This is a genomic window from Devosia sp. LC5 (assembly GCF_000735585.1).
Taxonomy (GTDB): Bacteria; Pseudomonadota; Alphaproteobacteria; order Rhizobiales; family Devosiaceae; genus Devosia.
In genome coordinates this window covers 232,288-255,270 of the sequence record NZ_JNNO01000034.1, presented here as the reverse complement: position 1 = coordinate 255,270, position 22,983 = coordinate 232,288, and the positions used below count along the sequence as shown (strand labels likewise).

General features: G+C 59.3%; 19 protein-coding genes. 9 read left to right on the top strand and 10 right to left on the bottom strand.

From position 1 onward, the window contains the following. Positions 1–36 precede the first annotated feature (36 nt). The 4 genes from FF80_RS15820 (at position 37) to FF80_RS15805 (ending at position 3,650) form a co-directional block, all read left to right on the top strand. Positions 37–567 carry a TetR/AcrR family transcriptional regulator gene (locus tag FF80_RS15820; protein WP_035102279.1) on the top strand — a complete coding sequence of 177 codons (531 nt, stop codon included), beginning with the start codon at positions 37–39 and terminating at the stop codon, positions 565–567. Between the two features lie 264 nt (positions 568–831). Continuing rightward, entirely contained in the window at positions 832–1,572 is a 741-nt protein-coding gene (locus FF80_RS15815) for an ATP-binding cassette domain-containing protein (RefSeq protein ID WP_035102277.1), read from the top strand. Beyond that, positions 1,569–2,603, top strand: coding sequence for an ABC transporter permease (locus FF80_RS15810; RefSeq protein ID WP_035102276.1), 1,035 nt, complete (start codon positions 1,569–1,571; stop codon positions 2,601–2,603). Before FF80_RS15815 ends, FF80_RS15810 begins: the two co-directional genes overlap by 4 nt. Before the next feature lie 105 nt (positions 2,604–2,708). Beyond that, complete coding sequence (locus tag FF80_RS15805; protein ID WP_035102275.1) at positions 2,709–3,650, top strand: sugar-binding protein; 942 nt, start codon at positions 2,709–2,711, stop codon at positions 3,648–3,650. A 370-nt stretch (positions 3,651–4,020) separates the two neighbouring features. Here the strand turns inward: FF80_RS15805 and FF80_RS15800 are convergent, their stop codons facing one another. Continuing rightward, a complete protein-coding gene (locus FF80_RS15800; protein ID WP_035102399.1) occupies positions 4,021–5,145 on the bottom strand; it encodes a glycosyltransferase in 1,125 nt (374 codons plus the stop codon). Between the two features lie 210 nt (positions 5,146–5,355). Here FF80_RS15800 and FF80_RS15795 point away from each other — a divergent pair, with 210 nt between their 5' ends. Continuing rightward, entirely contained in the window at positions 5,356–6,642 is a 1,287-nt protein-coding gene (locus tag FF80_RS15795; protein ID WP_081917484.1) for a sugar transferase, read from the top strand. 9 nt (positions 6,643–6,651) lie between these two features. Here FF80_RS15795 and FF80_RS15790 read toward each other — a convergent pair whose 3' ends face one another. From FF80_RS15790 to FF80_RS15750, 9 genes are all read right to left on the bottom strand, one after another. Next, positions 6,652–7,770: a glycosyltransferase family 1 protein gene (locus FF80_RS15790; RefSeq protein WP_035102274.1), complete on the bottom strand. Its 1,119-nt coding sequence runs from the start codon at positions 7,768–7,770 to the stop codon at positions 6,652–6,654. Positions 7,771–7,772: 2 nt separating this feature from the next. Then, on the bottom strand, positions 7,773–11,498 hold the full coding sequence (locus tag FF80_RS15785) for a glycosyltransferase (protein ID WP_035102273.1): 3,726 nt from the start codon (positions 11,496–11,498) through the stop codon (positions 7,773–7,775). Then, positions 11,498–12,766, bottom strand: a complete 1,269-nt coding sequence (locus FF80_RS15780) for an FkbM family methyltransferase (protein WP_081917483.1) — start codon at positions 12,764–12,766, stop codon at positions 11,498–11,500. The genes FF80_RS15785 and FF80_RS15780 overlap by 1 nt, the downstream gene beginning before the upstream one ends. Further along, a complete protein-coding gene (locus FF80_RS15775; protein WP_035102272.1) occupies positions 12,763–14,004 on the bottom strand; it encodes an ABC transporter ATP-binding protein in 1,242 nt (413 codons plus the stop codon). The genes FF80_RS15780 and FF80_RS15775 overlap by 4 nt, the downstream gene beginning before the upstream one ends. After that, a complete protein-coding gene (locus FF80_RS15770) occupies positions 14,001–14,780 on the bottom strand; it encodes an ABC transporter permease (protein WP_244445798.1) in 780 nt (259 codons plus the stop codon). The genes FF80_RS15775 and FF80_RS15770 overlap by 4 nt, the downstream gene beginning before the upstream one ends. A gap of 18 nt (positions 14,781–14,798) precedes the next feature. Then, complete coding sequence (locus FF80_RS15765; RefSeq protein WP_035102269.1) at positions 14,799–15,770, bottom strand: GDP-mannose 4,6-dehydratase; 972 nt, start codon at positions 15,768–15,770, stop codon at positions 14,799–14,801. A gap of 16 nt (positions 15,771–15,786) precedes the next feature. Further along, positions 15,787–16,773 (bottom strand): GDP-mannose 4,6-dehydratase, encoded by a 987-nt coding sequence (gene gmd / locus FF80_RS15760; RefSeq protein WP_035102267.1) that lies wholly within the window; start codon positions 16,771–16,773, stop codon positions 15,787–15,789. Between the two features lie 318 nt (positions 16,774–17,091). After that, a complete protein-coding gene (locus FF80_RS15755) occupies positions 17,092–18,519 on the bottom strand; it encodes a mannose-1-phosphate guanylyltransferase/mannose-6-phosphate isomerase (protein ID WP_035102391.1) in 1,428 nt (475 codons plus the stop codon). A gap of 48 nt (positions 18,520–18,567) precedes the next feature. Then, the gene (locus tag FF80_RS15750) at positions 18,568–19,983 is read right to left on the bottom strand and encodes a phosphomannomutase (RefSeq protein WP_348270332.1); all 1,416 of its coding nucleotides are present in this window, start codon (positions 19,981–19,983) and stop codon (positions 18,568–18,570) included. Positions 19,984–20,299: 316 nt separating this feature from the next. On the opposite strand from FF80_RS15750, the gene FF80_RS22425 reads away from it, so the two are divergent. The 4 genes from FF80_RS22425 to FF80_RS15740 are packed head-to-tail and all read left to right on the top strand — an operon-like array spanning position 20,300 to position 22,969. After that, positions 20,300–21,400: an MHYT domain-containing protein gene (locus FF80_RS22425; RefSeq protein ID WP_052153647.1), complete on the top strand. Its 1,101-nt coding sequence runs from the start codon at positions 20,300–20,302 to the stop codon at positions 21,398–21,400. Continuing rightward, positions 21,375–22,007 carry an EAL domain-containing protein gene (locus FF80_RS22420; RefSeq protein WP_052153646.1) on the top strand — a complete coding sequence of 211 codons (633 nt, stop codon included), beginning with the start codon at positions 21,375–21,377 and terminating at the stop codon, positions 22,005–22,007. Before FF80_RS22425 ends, FF80_RS22420 begins: the two co-directional genes overlap by 26 nt. Then, complete coding sequence (locus FF80_RS22415) at positions 21,889–22,383, top strand: EAL domain-containing protein (RefSeq protein WP_348270333.1); 495 nt, start codon at positions 21,889–21,891, stop codon at positions 22,381–22,383. The genes FF80_RS22420 and FF80_RS22415 overlap by 119 nt, the downstream gene beginning before the upstream one ends. 25 nt (positions 22,384–22,408) lie before the next feature. Further along, the gene (locus tag FF80_RS15740; RefSeq protein WP_035102264.1) at positions 22,409–22,969 is read left to right on the top strand and encodes a hypothetical protein; all 561 of its coding nucleotides are present in this window, start codon (positions 22,409–22,411) and stop codon (positions 22,967–22,969) included. Positions 22,970–22,983 lie beyond the last annotated feature (14 nt).

Sequence of the window (22,983 nt, the reverse complement as noted above, 5' to 3'; positions counted from 1 at the left end):
GACGGCCATCATCTATTTTTTGCGGGAGTTTGAACCATGGGGACCAGCCAGCAGCAGAAGGCGCAAAGCCGGAAGGCCATCGTGGATGCCGCCGCGCATTTGTTCCGCGAGCGGGGCGTGGATGGGGTGAGCGTGGCGCAGGTGATGGATGCCGCGGGGCTGACCCATGGCGGGTTTCCGCGCCATTTCGCCAGCAAGCAGGAATTGCTCAACGAAGCGCTGGCCGACGCCCTGGCCAATGGCGACGGCTTTGTGCCGGCCGGCGACATAATGGCCTTTGCCAGCCAATATCTGACCAAGCAGCATCGCGACAATCCGGGCCATGGCTGCGTCTATGCGACGCTGGGCACCGAAATATCGCGCGGGCCGGCCGAGACGCGCCATGTGCTGAGCGAAATGATCCAGAAGCAGGTCGATGCCTTTGCCGGCGGCGGCAAGGAAGAGAGCACCAAGGCCATCGGCAGCTGGGCGGCGATGATCGGGGGACTGATCCTGGCGCGCGTTGCCGACAATGAGGCGCTGTCCGAAGAAATCCTGCAGGCGACGCGGGACTTCCTGGGCGTGTGAGCCACATTGGGCACCGGCCAGGGCGGCAACCCTACTGATTTTGCTGCCGGCCGGCTTGGTTTTGCCTGCATTTGGAGCGGGCTGGTGTGCCCTCGGGCGGGCAGCGGCAAATTCATATTGTAGTACTATTGGGAAATGTGGTTATGCTGATGGGGAGGATCTGGGAGGAGCCTCCATGCATCGGAATATTGTGCGGAGTGACGGCCGGGTGCCGTTCGCTGCCGCAGATGCATAGGTATATTACGTGCCAACAGGGGGAGTGTTGTGGCGTTATTGGAAATCAACAAGGTGACCAAGGAGTTCGGTGCGATCCGGGCCTTGTCCGATGTCAGTTTCTCGATCGAACCGGGCGAGGTTGTCGGGCTGATGGGGGACAATGGCGCCGGCAAATCGACCCTGGTCAAGATCATCTCCGGCATCTACCAGCCGACCTCGGGCTCGCTGGCCTTTGACGGCGCGAGCGCCCATATCGGCAGCCCCGGCGAGGCCCGCAAGCTGGGGATTGAAACGGTCTATCAGGATCTGGCGCTGGCCGACAATCTGACTGCAGCGCAGAACATCTTCCTGGGGCGGGAACTCAAATACAATGTCGGCCCGTTCCGCTTCCTGCGCCACAATGCGATGAACCAGCGGGCGGCCGAGCTGTTTGCCGAGCTCAAATCGGAAACCCGCGCCGACGATTATGTGCGCCAGATGTCGGGCGGCCAGCGGCAGGCGGTAGCCATTGCCCGCACCAGACTGGCCGATGCCAAGGTCATCCTGATGGATGAACCCACTGCCGCCATCTCGGTACGCCAGGTGGCCGAAGTGCTCAACCTGATCCATCGGCTCAAGGACGCGGGGATCGCGGTGATCCTGATTTCCCACCGCATGCCCGATGTGTTCGCAGTTTGTGAGCGGGTGATCGTGATGCGGCGCGGCACCAAGGTCGCCGACAAGCCGATCGCCCACACGTCACCGGAAGAAGTGACCGCGCTCATTACCGGTGCCAAGGAAATTGCATGATGGCCAATATCGACACACAAGGCTTTTCCAATGTGCGCCGCACGCGCTTCTGGCAGAAAGGGTTCCTGGCCAGCCAGTCGGCCTATGTGCTTGCAGCCCTGATCGTCATCATCGTGGTGATGAGCATGCTGTCGCCCAACTTCCTGACGGCGGGCAATATTTCCAATATCACGCGCAATTTCTCCTTCATCGCCATCGCCACGCTGGGTATCACGCTGGTCATCATTACCGGCGGCATCGATCTTTCGGTCGGCTCCACCATGGCGCTATCGGCCACGGTCACCTCGCTGATCATGGGGGCGCTGGCGGGAGCGTCCTTTGCCCTCTTTCCCGGTGGCGCGCTGATCCTGGCTCTGTTGGGCGGGCTGGGCGTTGCCGCCCTGATCGGGCTGATGAACGGCATTGCCATCGCCAAGCTGAAGCTGAGCGCCTTCGTGACGACGCTGGGCACGCTTTCGATCGTGCGGGGGCTGACCTATGTGGCCACCTATGGCCGCGGCACGTTTCCATCGGGGCCCGACAAGGACCTGTTCCTGCTGGTCACCGCAGGCAAGCTGTTCAATGTGGTGCCGATCGCCTTCGTCTATCTCATCATCTGCGCCATCGCCATGTGGCTGGCGCTCACCCATACCGCCTGGGGGCGGCACGTCTTCGCCATTGGCAGCAATGAAAGCGCGGGAAGGCTGACCGGCGTCAATGTCGATCGCGTCAAGATCCAGGTCTATATGCTGTGCGGGCTGGCCGCTGGCTTCAACGGCATCATCATTTCGGGCTGGCTCGGCTCGGCGCCGGCAAACCTGGCGACCGCCTATGAGCTCACCATCATCGCCGCCGCCGTGATCGGGGGCGCCAACCTGGCCGGCGGCGTCGGGGGCGCGGCCGGGGCCATCATCGGCTGCGTGCTGATCGAGGTGATCCGCAATGGCCTGGTGCTGGCCCGGGTCGACCCATATTGGCAACAGACATTGGTGGGCTGCATCATCGTGGCGGCCGTGCTGGTGGATCGCCTCCGTTCCATGCGGAACGGGTGAAATCGCTGCCGCGTGACGAGGAGGTCGCGCGGCGGTGTAGGGAGGCCGGCAGAATTCTCTGCCGGCGAAAGTGACCGGATATCCGGTTTTTTCGGAGGAACAGAAATGAACAAGTCTATCCTCGTGCTCGGCACGATCGCATCGCTGCTGCTGGGAGGCACTGCCCTTGCCCAGGACAGCCTGGTTTTCGCGGTGGTTCCCAAGGCGATGAACAACCCGTTCTTCGATCTGGCCCGCGATGGTTGCGAAGCCCGGGCGGCGGAACTGGGCAATGTGACCTGCACCTATATCGGGCCGGTGGAACACGAAGCCGCCACCCAGGCGCAGATCATCGAAGACCTGATCACCCAGGGCGTCGATGGCCTGGCCATCTCGGTATCGGACATTGCGGCCGCCACCACCGTCATCAACCGCGCCGTCGAGGCCGGCATCCCGGTCATCACCTTTGACAGCGATGCGCCCGATAGCCAGCGCTCGGCCTATGTGGGCACCGACAACAAGCAATTCGGCACCGCGCTGGGCGAATTGCTGCTGCAGGTCAAGCCGGAGGGTGGCACCTATGGCATGATTTCGGGCGGCGCTGCCGCGCCCAACCTGGCCCTGCGGGTGGATGGGGTACGCGAAGCCCTGGCCGGCTCGGCCTGGACCGAAGTGCCGGGCTCGCCCACCTTCTCCAATGACGACATTGCCCTGGCCGTGCAGCAGATGGGGGATCTGAAGACCGCCAATCCCGATATCGGCGCCATCGTGCCGGTTGGCGGCTGGCCGATGTTCGCCCCCGATGGCTGGAAGAACTTCGTGGATGGCTTCAAGGCCGATGTCGACAGCAAGGCCCTTGCCCTGGTCGTCGCCGATACCCTGCCCCAGCAGCTCCAGTTGCTGAGCGAAGGTTATGCCCATGGCCTGGTCGGCCAGCGCCCCTATGAAATGGGCCAGGTCGCCATGGACACCCTGCTCGCGCTGACCAATGGCGAAACGGTGGAAGACATCATCTATACCGGCGTCGATGTCGTTACCGCCGAAAACGTGGCTGACTTTTTGAAGTAAGGGCGCATCACCCCGGATGCGGGCCGCCAGAACCAAGTTCGGTGGCCCGCATTTTTAAAGTAGGCACCTTACGGAAGCTGATCCTGCACCGGCTGCGGAACGGTGGCGCCGACTTGCGCTGGGACAGCAAGACCGCCCAGTGCCGCAACATCCGGAACGCCATAGCGGCATTCAACCACCTGCCTGGCGACCTTTCCTTAAGTTCGGGAGGTGAACCTCTGTGAACTCATAAGCTCCCATGCTCACAGGAATAGGAGCAGCCTGTCTACCGGGCTAGGTAGCCACCCTCGGGGGAATCCCCAGCCAAAATCGGTCCTACGTCAGATGGAAAAAGCGCCAGCTCAAAACTGGCCCAAACTGCCGTGCGCGGTCAGCTATGCGGATCAGCTATACCGCTCGGCTTATGACCGCCTAGCAGTTGACTATAAAGATCAACATGGGCATCGACCATGAACTGGGCACGGAAAAGTGTTTCATAGCGGTAACGCGCCGCCTGCCCCATTGCCCGCGCCATACCTGGCGTATTGGCCAGCAGTGTCATGGCGGCTGACAGCGCTGCTGCGTCGCCGGGTGGTACAACCAGCCCAGTTAATCCGTCTATGTTGATAAAGGTGGTGCCAGTGCCGATCTCGGCGCAAATCATCGGCTTGCCCGCACGGGCCGCTTCCACCAGCGAAATACCGAACGCCTCGGAGCGAAGGTGGGAGGGAAAGACAAAGGCATGACATAAGTCGAGCAAGGCCAGCTTGTCGGCGTCGTCAATCTCACCAACAAATGTCACTTTTTCGATCCCAGGGCCCTGCCAGGGCGCGGGGTCACCGGATCCTGCCACGATGACCGGCAGGCCGTTGCGCTTTGCCGCCTGCATCAGAAAGTCGATACCCTTGTAATAGCGCAAGGCGCCGACAAACAAAAAGAAACCGGTCCCAACCCTGTCTCGCCAATATGTCCGTTTTGCAGGATCTGGCGCCGGGCTGTCGTCCATACCAATGGGAATGACGCAGACCTTGCTGCTGAATTTTTTTAGCGTCAGACTGGTCTCGGCATAAGCGGACGAGGTTGCTATCACCCTATCCATGCCCGCCAGGAATCTGTCGCGCAGGGGTGCATAGAGGTGGAGCAAGGTCTTCTGGCGCACGATATCGGAATGGTAGGTAACAACCACTGGACAGCTTGGGCGCGCATAGAAATGCAGCAGATCGCCCATGGGCCACGGATAGTGATAGTGAATGATATCAGCGGTTGCGGCTAGGGATTTGAACTGGGCGAAAGCTGAAAGGGAGAATCCCGTGGACGCAACAGCCAGATTTTGCGGTGCCAGATGAACCTGATGCTGCCCCACATGCAATGACTTCGAACGTCCACCCCGCGTCAACGCAAAGACCGAACTCTCCGCTCCGGCGCGGGCCGCGCCCTCGGCGAGGGCATGGATTACGCGCGGCACGCCCGTAAAATCCTCCGGCAGGTATGTCTTGTAAACGTGGAGAATCTTCACGTGATACCTTTCTGGCAAACCCCGGGGCACTTGCCGCATACACAAAACGGCCCTGTCCGTCGATTGCAATCTGGGAACGCGAATCCGCGCGCCGCCTCATACGGCTTCACCCCGACACACTCTTGCGCTATGGAATAGCCCATCGGCATCGACCGCCACCTGCTGGCCCAGACCAGCCGCAATACTGGCCCCAGCACAAAGTGACAAACCATGCCTAAGCCACCCTACATGCAGGGCCTTGAAGCTCTGATCCGCCAGGGGGCGTCCAGGCGACAGAATTCCTACGCCAACTCGGCGAAGGCAGCACTGCCGGCGTTCGCCTTGGCGAGTGGTGCAGCGATGGCGATCTACATCCTGGTAATGTGGATCGCGGGGCGGACCGATTGGCACAGCATTATCTTGGTGGCGGTCGCGGCATCCCTCATCCCGGCGATTGCCTCGAGCCTACTCATCGTTGGCGCCCGGCTCACCCACCCCTTTACCATGACGCTTCTGGTCACCATGTTCGCTGCCTGTCTGGTGGTGGCGGTGGTTTCTGCATTCCGCATTCCCATCAGCTATATCGCCATTGCCCTCACCCTGCCCTCCAGCCTGTTCTTTGTAACGTTCGGTAACATTTCGATGGTGCGCAAGCTCAAGCGAAGCGTCGCCCTGCTGGCATTTGACGGTGCGCAGAATGTGCAGGCGGCAGCGGGTTGGCCCATTGCTATTGTGTCCGCCGACGATGTTGAGATGCGCTTCAGGAAAGTACTGATCGATCCGGTCGCTCATCACACGCCGGAATGGGCAACCCAGCTAGCGCGCCTATATCTACGCGGCCTGGAAATCGAGGGCTGGCCGACCTATCTCGAGGGCGCTCTAGGCAGAGTTGATCTTGAAAGCTTCGATCTGTCGGACGTTTCCTATTCGCCAGCCCAGATCGCTTATTACAGGCTTAAGCGGATCTTGGACATGTGCGGCGTGCTCGTTCTGGGCATACCGGCTGCTGTGGCCTGCGGCCTGATCTGGCTCTATATCCGCGCGGTGGATGGCGGGCCCTCTATCTTTGTGCAGCAGCGCCGAGGCTATGGTGGCTCGGCCTTCAATCTCTACAAGTTCCGCACCATGCGCAAAGACGCCGGACCGGAAGCGGCGCAGGATAATGACACACGCATTCTGCCAGGATGCCATCTGCTGCGCCAGTTGCGGCTCGATGAGTTGCCCCAGCTGTATAATATCTGGCGTGGCGAGATGAGCTTTATTGGCCCTCGCCCCGTCTCAGTGCCGATTGCCGAAGCGCTCGAGGCGCAGAACCCGTTATATGTAAACCGGCAGATCTTGCTGCCGGGATTGACTGGGTGGGCCCAGGTATCGCACGGCTATGCCGGCACCGAAGACGAGGAAATCGAAAAGCTCGCTTACGATCTTTACTACCTCAAGCACGTGTCGCTCGATCTCGACATCATCATTATCTTCCGCACGATCAAGACGGTGCTCACCCGGGCGGGAGCACGTTAACAGTGCCACTTACCTGGGGTGGGTGCGCGCCAGTGTCTCGAAAATGGCCGTGAGCCGGTCGCCATAGGCCTGCCAGTCAAAGCGCCGGGCATTGGCGTGGGCGGCGCTGGACAGACCTGCCCTCAGCGTATCGTCTGAGAAGAGTCGCGCGAGCGCCAGGCCCAGTTGCTGCTCGTCAAAGGGGTCAACAGCGAGTCCGCCTGCTCCAGCGATTTCGGGCAGGCTGCCGGCGGTCGATACCAAGACCGGCGTGCCGTGTTGCTGGGCCTCGATCACCGGCAGCCCGAAGCCTTCATACAGCGAGGGCATGGCAAGAAACCGCGCATGGGCATAAAGGGCCGCCAAATCGCTGTCACTGACATAGCCAAGCACCCGGACATGCCCTGCCGATATCAAGGGCGCAAGCCGGGCTCGGATCGCCTCATCCTTCCAGCCCTGACCACCTGCCAACGCCAATGTCCAATCGGCGCGAGCGGCCGCGCGCGACCGGGTGAATGCGTCAAGCAGCCGAACCAGGTTCTTGCGCGGCTCCACCGTGCCGACGAAAAGGGCGTATCCGCCACGGGCCAGTCCATGGCGCGCCAGCACGTCGGCACGGGGGGTCCCTGTCATTTGAGTGACACCGGGATAAAGGGTTTCTGCGTCCTGGCGGCCGAGTATCGCGCCGATGTCGCGGGCCGTGGCGTCGGAGTCGGCCAGCACCTTGTCGGCCCGGAGCACGGCAAGACGCATCAGGCCCGCATCGGCCAAGCGGCGGCGCAACGTCATGGTCTGGGGTTGGCGATGCCAGACAAGGTCGTGGATGGTGACCACCAGGGGGATAGTGCGCGGCATAAAGGCCGGAAGCCGATGGGCTGGACCCCAGAACACGTCCGGCCGTGCCCGGCGCGCCGCCAGGGGCAGGCCCGTGAACTGCCAGGCCACGGCGCCGCCAGCCTGCGGAAAGACGCTCTCGACATGCCGGGCCGTGGTGAACGTATCAAGGGGCGAAGCCTGGCGCCTACCCGGCCAGAAAAACGAGAGCCGGGCCCCTCGCTCATCGAGCACCCGTGCACTCTCTATCAGAACCCGCGCAATGCCGGTTACACTCCCGCCAGTGAGATTTCGAACATCAATTCCGATATGCATCGTCAGCGGATCGCGGCATCGAGACCAACGGCCTGCATCAACTGGCGGGCACTTTGCGCCCAGGTCTGCCAAGGCATGTCATCGGAGCGAGGATGTTCGTCCTTGCGATATAGTTCCAGCCATTGCCTGATAGCTGCTGCCAGATCCTCAGGCGTTCCTCCCTGGAAGTACGCTGCGTGGGCCCCTGCTACTTCTCTAAAGACGGGTATGTCACGAGCAAGAACTGGCAACTTGTGCCGCGCTGCCTCGATTAGCGGCAAGCCAAATCCCTCTCCCTCGGACGCAGCAATCAGGCAAATTGAGGCAGCATAGATTCGGTCGAGATACTGATCAGAAACGTTCTCAAGCCAAAATATGCGCTTACCAAGCTGTGGATGACCACGCAGCTTTTTTACAACCGCCTCAGAGCTCCATCCCAGCTTGCCGACGATGACGAGATTAGCCTCTACTCCTTGCTCTAGGAGCAGCTCGAACGCGGCGAGCACCTGTGCGTGGCTCTTCCGCGGTTCGATCGTTCCGACCATCAAAAAACTGGGAGACGCGGTCAGACGGTGCAAAAACTCGGTCGCATCGTCCGGCAAACCGGTCGATCCGTTATGATCATCAAGATCGGCGCCCATGTGAAAAGAGCTGATGCGGAGTTGCCCTTTCCTGTCGCGTACATGCGTATCGACCCATTGGTCCAAATCGGCTGCGACTGCTCGTGAGATGCAAACGGCGCCATCGTTCTCAGCAACAACAGTGAGCCAATTGAAAAATTCCGCATCTGCGCCCGGCACAAAATGCTGGGGCATCCGTACGCTCAATAGATCATAAACGACAAAGCCGACCCAAACACCATAGCGCCGCAACTCCTGATAGAAATCCCTGTGGATCATGACTCCATAAGGCTGAAGGTCGAGCCCCAGGAACATGTCGCCTTGCGCAAAATCGATAGGCTCGTCCTCCAGGAGCTCATCGCTGCACCCCAAGAAACCCAGGGTGAAGCGCCGAGCATAGCGATAGCCAGAATTTGGGGTCGCATAAACCGGCTCAACCCGATATCCGGCTGGCGGCCTGTGAAGCCATTGTCTGAGCACATTGCGAACCACCCGCTGGATGCCGGTTTCCGCATCACGCTCGACTAGCGTGGACACGTCTACCAGAATTTGCCTCTGGCGCGGTACGGCCGGGAATGTTTGGGCCAGCGCATGTGCCAACCCCATGAGTTCGCTCTTATTGTGTTGAACATCCGGCATCGTGCCGATCGCCTTTGACAGGCCCCGCCAGCTATGGGTGGCCCGGCGATAAAAATCCTCAATCGCCTCACGATATTGCACGGCGCAACGCGTCGGGTCGTGTTGATCAAGAATGAAATCGCGCGCCGTCAGGCCCAAGCGTTCCCTGCGCTCTCGATCCTGCCATAATTGTTCGATGGCATCGACCAGCTCCTCGTCGTCGAAATCGTCCGGCAACTTCAGAACTGCATGGTCCGGCAGGTCAGCCATGCTGCCGTTTGCATTCACAATAGTGGGCAGCCCATAGCCCATGCAATCGAGCACCGCAGCGGACGTCTCTCCACGAGACAGCGTTCGCAGCTGCACCGCCATATCGGCGGCCGCCAGATAATCCTGGAAGGTGGGCGCACCTACCCACCCGCTTATTTGAACCCTATCTGCATTATCGCCCTCTTGGGCCCGTTGGACGAGTGCTTGTCCATAATCGCCAACATGATTTTCACCCACGTAGATGAGTCGGCAATCCGGACTGCGCGCCAGGGACGACTTCTGCCAGGCCTCAAGCAAACGCAGACTTTGCTTGCCTGGGGTGATCATCCCAAAACTGCAAACAACGAAATCTGAAGACTTAATGCCCAGCTTCCTGCGTGCCGCTTCCTTTGCTGTGCTTACGGCAGGATTACGCAGCAGAGGGATGACGGCCCATTGCTCGCCATCGTCGCCATACCATTCCTTCGCCAGGCGAAGTGAATGAGGCGAATGGCTGATCATTCCAAGGCTATTTCGGACAACGCGCAAGCTACATGGATAGGTCCAGATCACATCAGCGGTGTCCACTGCCGTAAGGCGCTCCTTGAGCGCGACATACCCATGCGCCTCATAGAGCGCATGCACCCAGAAGCCAGGGGCGATGTGAAGAGCCTCCATATGTGCAGCGATGTTAGACAAGAAAAAATCATGCAGGACAACAACGCCGGGAACAGCGTCGAGCAGATCGAACATATGTTGATGAAAGGCGGAATTCCCAAAATGATAGAGGACACGATCATAGTATCCTGAATTCGAGAGTAACCAGTCTGGGGTCCGAATGCCGCAGTTTTTGTTGATCCACGGATCGGAAACTTGCTTCTGGTTAACAATAACGTCGATCTGGTAGTGCTCCGCTAAAACGCGCAAAAGTTCAGAACTGTAGTCGGCGATGCCGCTCCTTTCCGGCGGCAGAGGGGATACATAAGCCAATCGCGGCCGCCAAGGGGTCATTTCCGTGCCCGCGACTTCTTTGCCGAATTTTTCATGCACCAAGCGCTCCATTGCGGAGATCGCCTTTTGCGCGCTCGTGTCCCAGGAAAAGCTTTGAGCCTGCACCTTTCCATGGTCCAGCAAACGCTGGCGATATGCCTCATCCGCCAGTCCGCGGTGCAGTGCGGCAACCATCGCATCCTCCGATCGCGGATCGAAGAGCGCCTCATCCAGCCCGATGACTTCTGGAATGCTCGATGTATTTGAACCTATGACCCGGGCGCCGCATCGCATTGCCTCGAGCGCGGGTAAACCAAATCCTTCGTGCCAGGAAGGGAAGACGAACAAGGTACATAAATTGTAAAGTGCCACCAGATCGTCCTCTGGGACAAAACCGGTCGTAACCAAATCGCCTGGCCCCAGACCGGCTTGTCGGGCCAGATTTTCCAGTCTTGCCTTTTCGGCAGGATGGACAGAGCAGACGATCGCAAGCCTATGGCTGTCGCGTATTTCCGCCGGGAGCCTCGCATAAGCTGAAATCAGCCCTTCGATATTTTTGCGATGGTCGATGCCGCCCGTATACATCACGAAGGGACGATCGAGGGCGTATCGCTCGCGTAAAGCGCGCTCATCTGCGTCCGATATCTCGATTTCCCGGAATTGGGATTCGGCATCTGTGGAGATTGATTGGCATCGAAACTCGGTAGCACCCAAGTATTCAATCCCCTCTCGCCGGGATGACTCCGAGATTGCAAGCCAAAGGTCAGCTCGGCGCAAATGTTCAATCTTCTCTAGGTACCAACTTTCGACCGCGGCGTTGTCGAGATAGGGCTTGCGGTGAATCAAGGGTATCAAGTCGAAGAGAATGACAGCAGTCAGGGGGCCGGGCCCCATGGTGCCAATGCTTGTAACGGCATCATCCCCTAGCCCCTCGAACATGCTACTAACCAGAATGACATCTGGATTGAGGCTGGCAAGGAAGGCCTCGCGTGTCTGCTCAGCAACGACCCGGCGCCAGTTATTTTCCAGTTTCATTATATTGGTTGGGCCGAGCGCTTTCCAGACGCGAACATTGCCAGCGGGTAGAATACTCCGCAAATCCTGGACAATCGGATCGATTGTGTCAGAAAATAAATCACTTAGTACAACGAAAACCTCGTGACTGCCGCGATTGCGGATGATGGCCTTGGCAAGTGCAATAGAGTATCGACCTATCCCCCGGTTCCTGCTGCCGGTAGATTGCGCGCCTTGCAGGTCAATCACGATCCGCATCAGTCCACCTTCCGATCACGCTGCTCTATCAACAACAGCGCGTATATTTCCTTGGCGCGAGCCGGAAGCTCAGATGTGTCCGTGACTGAAAGGGCGATCGTATTTTTTATTGGTGGCATAACGGCCGCCCCCTTGATCATCGACCGCAGTTTCGCTTGGATCGAACTAGGCAACATGCTTGCGAGACGCCTGGAACGACGCGCGAGTTTCGGATTGGCTAGAAGCTGACGACCCATGTTAACGGCCAGGCGTCGCGCCATTCGACGCGGCCGCGTTCCTGGTTTGAGAGTCAACCAAGCGTAAGCGCCAGCGCTGAACCATTTCATCGCATCTACGGCCACTCGCAATGGCGCGGTAATCCGCCACGAACGAGATGCCGTCAGAGCATCCAGCTGTCGCGCCAAATGAGAAAGCTCAGACTCGACTGCCAGACGAGCGAAATTTTCTGCCTGCAACTGCTGCCTGGCGGTGGAAAGAAGCTCTCGTTGTTCCTCGATCCGGGTCTCCAGCGCCCGACGCGCCTCTCGTTCCAAGACAGCAATCTTGGAGTGCCCGGTTTCTTCATTCTGGACGATAAAATCAGAAGTGTCGGCCAGAATGAAACTGTCGAAAACATTTGGTCCAGCACCGAACGCCGTTTTTAGCTCGAGTTTTTCCAGGCTAACGAAGAACCGGTTGAGGCCATCGAAATATGCAAACTCATACCCCAAACTTAGAAGCTTGGGCTCCCAGAGCTGACTTGACGGCTCCTGCGTCCCAGGCAGCGTGCTCTCAATCACAACGATCCAGGGCCGAACATCCGAAGGCAACCAACCATCAATGACGGCCTCCTCCATTCCTTCGACGTCGATCTTGAGCCAGTGGATATCTCGATCCCGAAATCGCTTCAGAATGACAGACAAAGGACAGCTCTTTACGACAACCTCTGTTACATGCCTTCCCTGAGCCTCGTGTTCGCGGGCGACCGCTGTATCCCCGGTACTTAGGCCAGTTTCTGCTATGTCAAAGAACGCAATTTCGCCTTCTTGCCGATCAACCGCAACTTCAAGCACGTCCTCATCAGGTCTGTTCTTACGCAGCCGCTCTGAGTAGAAGGGATTGGCCTCAACATGCACCCCGCGCCAGCCCTGCTCATAGAACCCTCGACTTACTGAGTCCTTGATGGGATCCTGCGCGCCTATGTCGATGTAGAAGCCAACATCAACATGCTTGAGCGCACGCCAAAGAATCACATCCTCAAAATTTTGGGCGTATGAGGTGAAAGTCACTGACCGCTCCGGTCAATGTTGAATATTGACGGCAAGAAATTCGTTCCGATGAAGTATTTTTCATCTGCATTGATAACATCAAAAACAAGAGCGTTATCTTGCCATTCATAGTTGTTTTCTAAATGGGTATCCGAACTGACTAGGGCCGGACTAAAAGAGTAAGATCCAGGGCCAAGCGAGCAGGTAAAATTTAGTTCGAACGCGACCGTTTCCCCATTTTCAATGTCTTTCAAGGCCTGCCCGGTATGCCAGGTATTGGTTCCCCAAACGACGTGTCCGGTGCGATCTCGTAGCATATATCCGAGAACGAGTTGGCCCAGATCAGCCCCCGCCCTCGCTACGAGACGCAAAACAAGCTCCTGGCCCACACGAGCCACCGCAACAGGCTCTCTGGTGTCTGCGTCCAGGAGTTCCAGTGTTTCGCTGGTGATTTCGTAGGTGCCCGAGCGTGTATAGGACCAGCCTTCTTTGGTTCTGCCTTGCTCGATGGTCAACCGAGCGTTTTCCCTCTCGGCTATCATGGCGTTATAGTAGTCGATCACTATGTCGGGCTCGCCGTCTTTGAGGACTGTGCCTTTTTCGATGAGCAACACGCGGTCGCATAATGCGCGCACATCCCCCATGCTGTGAGACACAAACAGGATGGCCGTTCCCTGCTCCTTGAACTGGCGAATCTTATCAAAGCTCTTGTGCTGGAAGTAGCTGTCGCCCACCGACAGGACCTCGTCGACGATCAGCACGTCGGGCCTGACCGCGGTCGCCAGCGAGAATGCCAGCCGCGCGTGCATGCCGGAGGAATAAACCCGCAGGGGCTGGTCGAAATACTCGGCAAGCTCGGAGAATGCCTCGATCTCGGGCATCAGCTGGCTCAATTGCTCGTGCGAGAAGCCCATGAGGCCGCCCGCCTGGTAGATGTTGTCACGCCCGGTAAACTCTGGATTGAAGCCAAGCCCCAATTCCAGAATGGCGCTGACGCGCCCATTCAACGTCACTCGGCCCACACTGGGCCGCACGGTACCGGTAATGATTTTGAGCAATGTGCTCTTGCCCGCACCGTTTGCCCCGATCAGTGCCAGGCTCTGGCCCCTTTCGAGCGCAAAGTTGATATCGTGCAATACCCAAGCCTCGCTTTCGGGCTTGATCGAGGCTCCGAACCAATTGGCAAAGCGGCCCAGATTGGATGCATATTTCGTATAGCGCTTGCCAACGCCCTCAACTGCAAGAATGGTCTGTGTCATAGCGCGTCCACCAATTCGGCGCTGCCGCGCCGGAACACGACGAAAGCCATGCCCGCCAACCCCAACGCCAAAGCGGCGGGAATGATGAGCGGCATGAAGTCGGGCCATTGATCAAGCAACAGGGCATTTTGGTAGATGCCGACCAAGGCGACCATCGGATTGAGATGGGTTAGCCACATCAGGTGCTCAGGCACGATCTGGAGTGGATAAACGACCGGGGTGAGCCAGAACCACAGCTGGATAACCACAGTCATTACCTGGCCAATATCCCGTACGAACACATTGAACAGCCCAAGCGTCAAGCCGAGCCCAAAAGCGAACAGAGAGATAAGCACGATCCCGACCGGCACCGCGAACCAGGCCAAGCCTGGCGGATGCCCCATAAACATGAACACAACCATGATCGCCAGGAGCAAGAGCACATGGTTGAGAAGAGCCCCGCCCCAGACGATAACGGGCAGGCATATTCTGGGGAAGGCGATTTTCTTGAGCGTTGCGCCATAATCGACAAAGACGGTTATACAGCGCGTTAGGATCTCGGTGAACAAGGCCCATGCCGCCATGCCGGCGAGCAGATAAATCGGATAGGCCGCTTTGTCCTCGATGCCCGGCAGTTTTGCGCCGAGAACTTCGGCCAGCACCAGCGCAAAGATTGCCGCCTGGGCCAGTGGGTGAAGAATCGACCAAAAGAGGCCCAAGCGCGAGCGCGCGAAGCGCCCTTTGAGCTCACCGAATATCGATGCGAGAATAAAATTTCGATATCGCCAGACTGCCATAAGCATCTGCTTACACTTTCATGTCGGGAAGGGGTTGCCGATTTGTCGCCGGCAATCGTCAAGCACTTGCTGCAGTGTTTGGGCGAAAGAATGGCGGGCTGACCATCCCAATTCAGCGTGAGCCTTGCTGGAATTTCCGATGACCCTCGGGATATCGCTTGGTCTCATGCGCGCCTCGTCGCGTTCTACCGCGATGGCGGCTGAACTGAGCGACAGCATCGTTTCCAAGATATCCGAAATGCGGCGGGGCTCTCCAGAAGCAATATTGTAAATCGAGCCGGGCGCGATGGCAGGTGAACGATCAATGGCGCAGAGATAGGCCCCCACAACGTCGCGCACATCCAGAAAATCCCGTTCAGCCTCGAGGTTACCCACGCGCAGGACGGGCTTCATAAGCCCCGCTTCTATGCGAGCGATCTGCATTGCAAATGCGGGCACAACGAAGTCTTCGCTCTGACCTGGCCCGGTGTGGTTGAACGGTCGCAATCGGATGACCTTGAGGCCCTTTGCCGCAAGCACCCCCATCGCCAAATCGGCCGCCGCCTTGGTCACTCCGTATTCATCGAGCGGATCGAGAACGGCGTTTTCATCCAGCGCCAGACTTGAGCGCGCGGAGCCGCCATAGATCAAACCCGAGCCGACGTGAAGCAACGTGCAATGAGGCGCCTTTTCGAGAATGGCCCGCCCCAGATTGCGCGCGCCAAAAACATGAACCCGCCAGGCTTCGTCCGGCTGCGTACTGGCTGCTATTGGCGCCGCAATGCCGGCCAGGTGCAGGATATGAGTAGGCTGCCAGCTCTCGATCGTATCGAGAACCGACTGCGCATCGGTAATGTCGAGAATGCGCCGCTCGCACCCATCCGGCAAAGGCACCGAGTGGGCCGATTTGGAAGTAGAAGCGAGTCGCAGCTGTGAGCCGTAGCGCTCTTGCAGTAGCCTGACCGCATGTGTTCCAACAAACCCGGCCCCGCCGGTTATGAGAACGCGCATGAGGCTACTCACTCAACTACAGATGCTCGTGACGACTGAGACGCTTGAGGTCGGCCTCGACCATTTCACTGACCAGCATTTCAAGCGTGGTTTCCGCCGCCCAGCCCAGCTTTTGCTTCGCCTTAGAAGCATCTCCCAGCAAGACATCGACTTCGGCAGGACGCAGGAACCGCTCGTTTACGGTCACGTAATCTTCCATGTTCAATCCAACGTGGGCGAACGCCAATTTGCAGAAGTCCCGCACCGACGTGGTTCGGCCCGTCGCGATGACATAATCGTCGGCGATGTCTTGCTGGAGCATGAGCCACATAGCTTGAACGTAATCGCGCGCGTGGCCCCAGTCTCGCGTAGCATCGAGATTGCCCAACGAAATATCCTCAGCAAGCCCAAGCTTAATGCGCGCCACGCCATCGGTAATCTTGCGGGTCACAAACTCGATGCCACGGAGCGGTGACTCGTGATTAAAAAGGATGCCACTAGATGCATGTAGCCCGAAACTCTCTCGGTAATTGACCGTCATCCAATGGGCATACAGTTTGGCTGCCGCGTAGGGCGAGCGCGGATAAAAAGGCGTTGTTTCTGACTGCACAGGCTCCTGAATTAGGCCGTACATTTCAGAAGAAGAGGCCTGGTAAAATCTCGCCTCAGGAGCAGCAATACGCGTGGCCTCAAGCATATTGGCGGCGCCCATGCCGGTCACGCCGCCCGTCAACAAGGGCTGCTGCCAGGAGGACTTAACGAAAGACTGCGCTGCAAGATTGTAAATCTCGTCAGGCTTAACATCCTGAAGCACTCGAATAAGGCCCGACAAGTCCGTCAGATTGCCATCATGAAACTGGACCTTGTCATTGACACCGAGCCACTTAAGACGCGAGTCAATCACGTCAGCCGACGCACTGCGCCGCAACAAGCCGTGAACCTCGTAGCCCTTATCGAGAAGAAATTTCGAAAGGTAAGCTCCGTCCTGCCCCGTAACACCGGTTATCAATGCGGTCTTCGTCATGTATAAATGCCTTGGTTGTCAGCGTTGCGATTTAGGTCTTTGCGCAAGAATCTCAAAGAACCGCGCCTCCCAAACACCCAGAATACCGGACTAAAGTGCGAATCGGCCAGACCGGTTATCTCACGGTCTGCTGCAGCTGCTCAGGTAGCGGGCAGATCGTTACAACGTCCGTTGCCACGACGCAACACGGGATCGCACGCATAAAATCCGACCGATCAGGAACTGGTTTATCCTTGTAAACTCGTTACGATAGGCGCTAGCCACGGGCATTGTGCAAGAGTCAAGCCGTGCCTGGCTCGCCGGTCCGTGAGCGCCGACTTACCCCGCCCGGCCGAAATCGTCTTCGGTGCGCACGATATCGTCCTCGCCCAGATAGGAGCCGGTCTGCACTTCGATGAGTTCGAGCTCGATCTTGCCCGGATTGGCGAGGCGGTGCGTGCAGCCCAGCGGCAGGTAGATGGACTGATTCTCGGTCAACACCGATATCTGCCCATCAATCGTCACCTCGGCGGTACCCTTGACCACCACCCAGTGCTCGGAGCGATGGAAGTGCTTCTGCAGCGACAGCTTCTTGCCTGGCTTGACGAAGAGGCGCTTGACCTGAAAACGGTCGGCCATCAGCACGGACGAATAACCGCCCCAAGGGCGATAGGCGGTCTTGTGCGTCTCGGTCAACACCTGCGTCGCCGGATCGGCCTTGAGCTGCTTGACCAGCGCCCCGACCCGCTGCGCCTCCGACAGGCGGCCGACAAAAATTGCGTCCTGGCTAGCAATGATGGCAATGTCGTTCAGCCCTTCGACCACTACATGGGCACCGTCGGTCATCACCAGGGTATTGCTGGAGCTGGAAAGCAGCGCCGAGCCGAGCACCACATTGCCGTTAGCGTCGGGCGCGTTGGCGCTCCATACCGCATCCCACGACCCCAGATCGGACCAGGTGAAGGTCACTGGCAGCACCACGGCCTTGGCGGTCTTTTCAAAGATGGCGTAATCGACTGAAGTGCTCGGCGCGGCGCCGAACGCCTCGGGGTCCAGCCGCACGAAGTCGAGATCGGACTTGGCTAGGTCGACCGCCTGGCGCGCCGCGGCAGCCGTATCGGGGGCCAGCGCTTCGCATTCGGCGATGAACGTCTTGGCGGCGATCATGAACATGCCCGAATTCCAGACATACCCCCCCTCTGCCAGGAGCCGCTCGGCCGTCGCTAGATCGGGCTTTTCGACAAAGCGGCCAACCTGATTGGCGCCGTCAGGCAGCGCCGCACCTACCGCGATGTAGCCATAGCCGGTATCGGGGCGTGTTGGCACGATGCCAAAGGTCACCAGCCACCCTGCCCTTGCTGCCGCCTCGGCATTGTCGATCGCGCCATAATAGGCGGCGTCCGCGGTGATCGCATGGTCGGATGCCAGGATATGCAGGACCGCCTCAGGGTCCTTGTCCAGTGCGTGATAGGCCGCTGCGGCGATGGCCACAGCGGTATTGCGCGCCACCGGCTCGAGCAGGATGGCGCCTAACGCGATGCCGGTCTCCTGCGCCTGTTCGGCCACCACGAAGCGGTAATCAGTGTTGGTCAATACAATCGGCGCCGCGTAACGGTCTGAGCCGGCAAGACGTTCTAGCGTCTGCTGGTAGAGCGAGCGATCGCCCATCAAGTCGATGAACTGCTTGGGCCGCGCCGCTCGAGACATCGGCCACAGGCGGGTACCCTGACCACCGGCGAGAATGACGGGAACGATTTTACTGGTCATGAAGGCCTCGGCCATAGGGGGTGAAAAATCGAAAGGAACTGTGGCCGCTTAGCCCGAAATCGCAGCCATTTTGGCCGCGGCCAGGCCCCAGCGCAACGCATCCTCCGCCTGGGCGGCAGAATCGGCTTCAACATAGCAGCGCAATTCGGGCGCATTCCCTGAGGCGCGATAGTGGATCATCGTGCCATCGTCGAGGAACACCTGCAGGCCATCAATGGCGGCCGAGCGGACGATGCTGCCCCGCGCACCAAAATGGGCCGCTGCCCCTGCGGGCGTCGAGAGGTCGTCGAGTAGGGTGCTACTGTTTTCGGCAGAGAAGTTCTCCAGCCTATCGCTCAGCGCCACGCGCAGCGGCAGCGCCGCCACCAATGCCGAAATGGTGCCCCCTTCCGCCGCCGCCCGACCGAATACTCCGATCAGCGGCAGGATCGCATCCCTGGTCATCAAGGCAGGCACGTCTGTATTATGCAGGTTCAGCGCGGTACCCAAAAGCGTGCCGCCATTAGCCTCGAAGCCGAAGACGCAGCGCGCGCCCTTGGCAATGGCCGCCTCCATGCCCGCAATTACGAACGGCGATCCGACACGGGTCCGCTCCACCGAGGCAAAATAACCCGTCGCTTCGATGGCCGTATTGGAAGTGACGGGGGTGACCACCGTGTCGGCGCCAAAAAACCGCGCCGCCAACAGTCCCAGCACATCGCCGCGGACAAACTGTCCTTGCTCATCCATTAGCAGGGGGCGATCGGCATCGCCATCGGTGGAAATGATGGCATCGAGGTCATACTCTTTGATCCAACCCACGAGCGGCGCAAACACCGCGTCGCCGAAGGCTTCGGTATCGATCGCCACAAAGCCGGGGGCGCGGCCAAGCGGAACAATCTGCGCTCCATAACCGGCAAAGACCTCGGCCAGTGCCTGGCGACTGACGCTCGAATGTTCATAGACGCCAATGCGCCAGTCCTTAAGCGCATCGGCGGCCAGCACGCCGCGATAACGGTCGAGATAGCCAGACATGGCCAGCGCGCTTTCATCGACTGCTTGAACAGCATCGTCAGCCTCGGCGCCTTCACCCAGTTGGGCCAAGATTCCCGCTTCGTCGGCCTTGCTGATCTCGCCGCTCGCGCGGAAGAACTTGAGACCATTGCGGTCTGCCGGGATGTGGCTGCCGGTGACCATGATACTGGGCGCACCGGCCGCCATGGCGTGGAAAGCCAGCGCCGGCGCTGGCAGTTCGCCGCAATCCACCACGCGCAGACCCATGGCAGCAGCAGCCGCGGCACAATCCGCCACTATCGCGGCGCTGCTGACGCGCAGGTCGCGCCCCAGATAGAGCGAACTTACGGGCGCATCGTCCTGCGACAGATAATTCAGGAACGCCGTCGTGTAACGCTGCGCCGCGTCGCCCACGAGATCTACTGCGAGACCACGAAGGCCGCTGGTTCCAAACTTGAGGCTGGTTATCACCGTCGTCGCTACTCTGTACGGTCGTCTCTGTTCTGTTTAAGCGTACTTAACTGGCTTTCACCAAAGTGCAAGCCACTAAGCCCTAGCTCCCCCATTTTGTTCTCACGTCTGGGCTTCGCTTGCCCGCGGAGTAGGAACCTGTCGGCATCGGCCGCCCCATCGTTTGGCCGCCGCTTCCGCGGCGCGTGTCTTCATCGATAGCCGATGCAGCAACTCAGAAATACATGACTTCCTTCATCAATTTTCAATGGTCTCGGAATAAGGCGTACGTACGCCAACCTGTGCCGGCGAAAGATCGTCGAAAGTTCAAACGACCATGATGACTGTGCTGGGCTGCGTATTGTATGAGCACAATATCTGGTTGGTGGCCGTCGCTGCCCTGGTCTGCCTGGCCGGCTCTTCAGCCACTATTCGCCTGTTCAATCGCGCTGCCAATACGACCGGTCTGCAGCGGGCCGGTTGGCACTTCCTGACCGCGGTGGCGTCGGGTTCGGCGATCTGGTGCACCCATTTCATCGCCATGCTCGCCTATGATCCAGGCGCGCCGGTAGGTTTTGATCCGGTCATGACCATTGTGTCACTGCTGACCGCCATGTTTGGCGTGCAGCTGGGTTTTATCCTCGCGGCAAGCGGTTTGACGCGCCTGGCGCCGGCACTGGGCGGTGCGGTTGTCGGGCTGGCCATTGTTGCGATGCATTATACCGGCATGATGGCCTATCGCGTGCAGGGTCTGGTGTCGTGGGACATGGGCTATCTGGTGGTCTCGATCGTGCTGTCGGTGGTGTTTTCCGCGCTGGCACTGCAGCTGGCGATACGCCGCGTGTTCTGGGCGGACAAATATCTGGCAACGGGTGTGCTGGTGCTGGCAATTGTCAGCCTGCATTTCACCGGCATGACGGCGTTCCAGGTTTCGCCAATGCTGATCGACGGCTCATTCTCCAATCCGTCCGCCCTGCAGGCGCTGGCGCTGGCCGTGGCGGGTGTCGCGCTGGTCATTCTGGGGGCGGGCGCCGCCAGCTATCTGATCGATGACAGCATGCGTGCTCAATCCTATGAACAACTGCGCCACATGGCGATGAGCGATAGCCTTACCGGCCTGCCGAACCGGGCCAGCTTCAATGACCACCTGGACCACGAACTCGATCTGGCGGACGAGACCGGCGGCAAGCTCGCCTTGATCGGCATCGATCTGGATCGGTTCAAGGAGATCAACGATCTGCGCGGCCATGCGACCGGCGACGAAGTCCTGCAGGTGCTGGCGCGGCGCATGAACAAGCTGCTGGGCGTGGGGGAATTTGTGGCCCGGCTCGGCGGCGATGAATTTGCGGCGACCTATCGCATGCAGGGGGCGGACCGGTTGGCCGATTTCCTAGCGCGGCTCGAAACGGCTCTTGTTCAAGCCCATTCGTCTCGATGATTTCGAGATCATTCCCGGCGCCAGCATGGGCGTAGCCATCTATCCCGACAATGCGGGCGACAAGGAAACGCTGATCAACAATGCCGATCTCGCCATGTATCGCGCCAAGGCCGATATCGCCCGCGCCGCCTGCTTTTACGAGCGGTCCATGGACGAGATGGTCAGGGCCCGCCGCAATCTGGCGGACGAATTGCGCGAGGCGCTCGAAACTAACCAGCTCGACGTGCACTATCAGGTGCAGACCTCGCTTTCGACTGGCGAAATCCGCGGCTACGAGGCTTTGCTGCGCTGGGGGCATTCGCAACGAGGCTATATTCCGCCGGCCGAGTTCATCCCGCTGGCCGAGGAAAACGGGCTTATCTTGCAGATGGGCGAATGGGTGTTGCGCACCGCCTGTGCCAAAGCCGCATCCTGGGAGCCGCCCTACGGTGCAGTTTGCCCATACCGACCTGCCCAAGCTGGTCATGGACGTGCTACGCGAAACCGGGCTGCCGCCAGACCGGCTGGAGCTGGAACTGACCGAGTCGACGATCTTTGCCGACAAGGAGCGCTCGCTGCATATGCTGCGCCAGATCAAGGAATTGGGCGTGAGCATTGCGCTCGATGACTTCGGCACCGGCTATTCCTCGCTCGATACGCTGCGTGCCTTCCCCTTCGACAAGATCAAGCTCGATCGCTCGTTCATGAGCGAGGTTGAATCGAGCCCCCAGGCCAAGGCCATTATTCGCGCCGTGCTGGCGCTGGGCAAAAGCCTCGAAATTCCGGTCCTGGCCGAAGGTATCGAGACGCATGGCCAACTGGCATTGCTGACGACTGAAGGGTGCGATGAGGCGCAAGGCTATCTATTGGGCCGGCCCGAACCGCTGCAGCAGATCGTCACCAGCGGCCAGCTGACGCTCATCGGGCAGAACATGGCGGAACAAGCCGTCGTGGTCGTCCGCCCCGAGAATATAGAAATGAACCTGATCGCTCGTTCGGCCTGATTGCACCTGACCTGGGAATATCTGCATGACTTTGAACACGACAGAACCGGGTTTGCGGCACCGGCGGCTTGAAAGTGTTTTCATCGCCGTGCTGTGGGTCATTCCTGTGCTGCTGGCTGGCCTGAATTGGCGGCTGGGGGGCCCGCTGCCGCCACTCTTCATGCTGGCAGGCGGCCTTGTTGTGGCTGCCTTGCCGACCTTTTACTGGCGCTGGCGGCGGGAAAGTGGCGCCGTTCCGGTGGTTTCCAGCATGGCGCTGGCCGCGCAGATCGCGCTGCTGACCATAACGAGCCTGCCGCTCCGTCCCGAGGGCCTGCAGCTCTATCAGGACATGCATTTTTGGTTCTTTGCAGGACTATGCCTATGCGCATGCTGGCTGGACCGGCGGGCGGTGTTGGGCTTTTTCGGCGTCGCGGTTCTGTACCAGCTTGCCGCCTATTGGCTGCTGGCGAACTTCTGGTTTGCCGCCGAAATCGATGTCGCACGGCAATTGGTGCGGCTCGGCATGTTCGGGGCGACCGCGGCAGCGTTGTTCGTGCTGACATCACGCTGGCGCACCGCCCGATATCTCCATAGAAACGTTTGATCAGGCCGACCTCG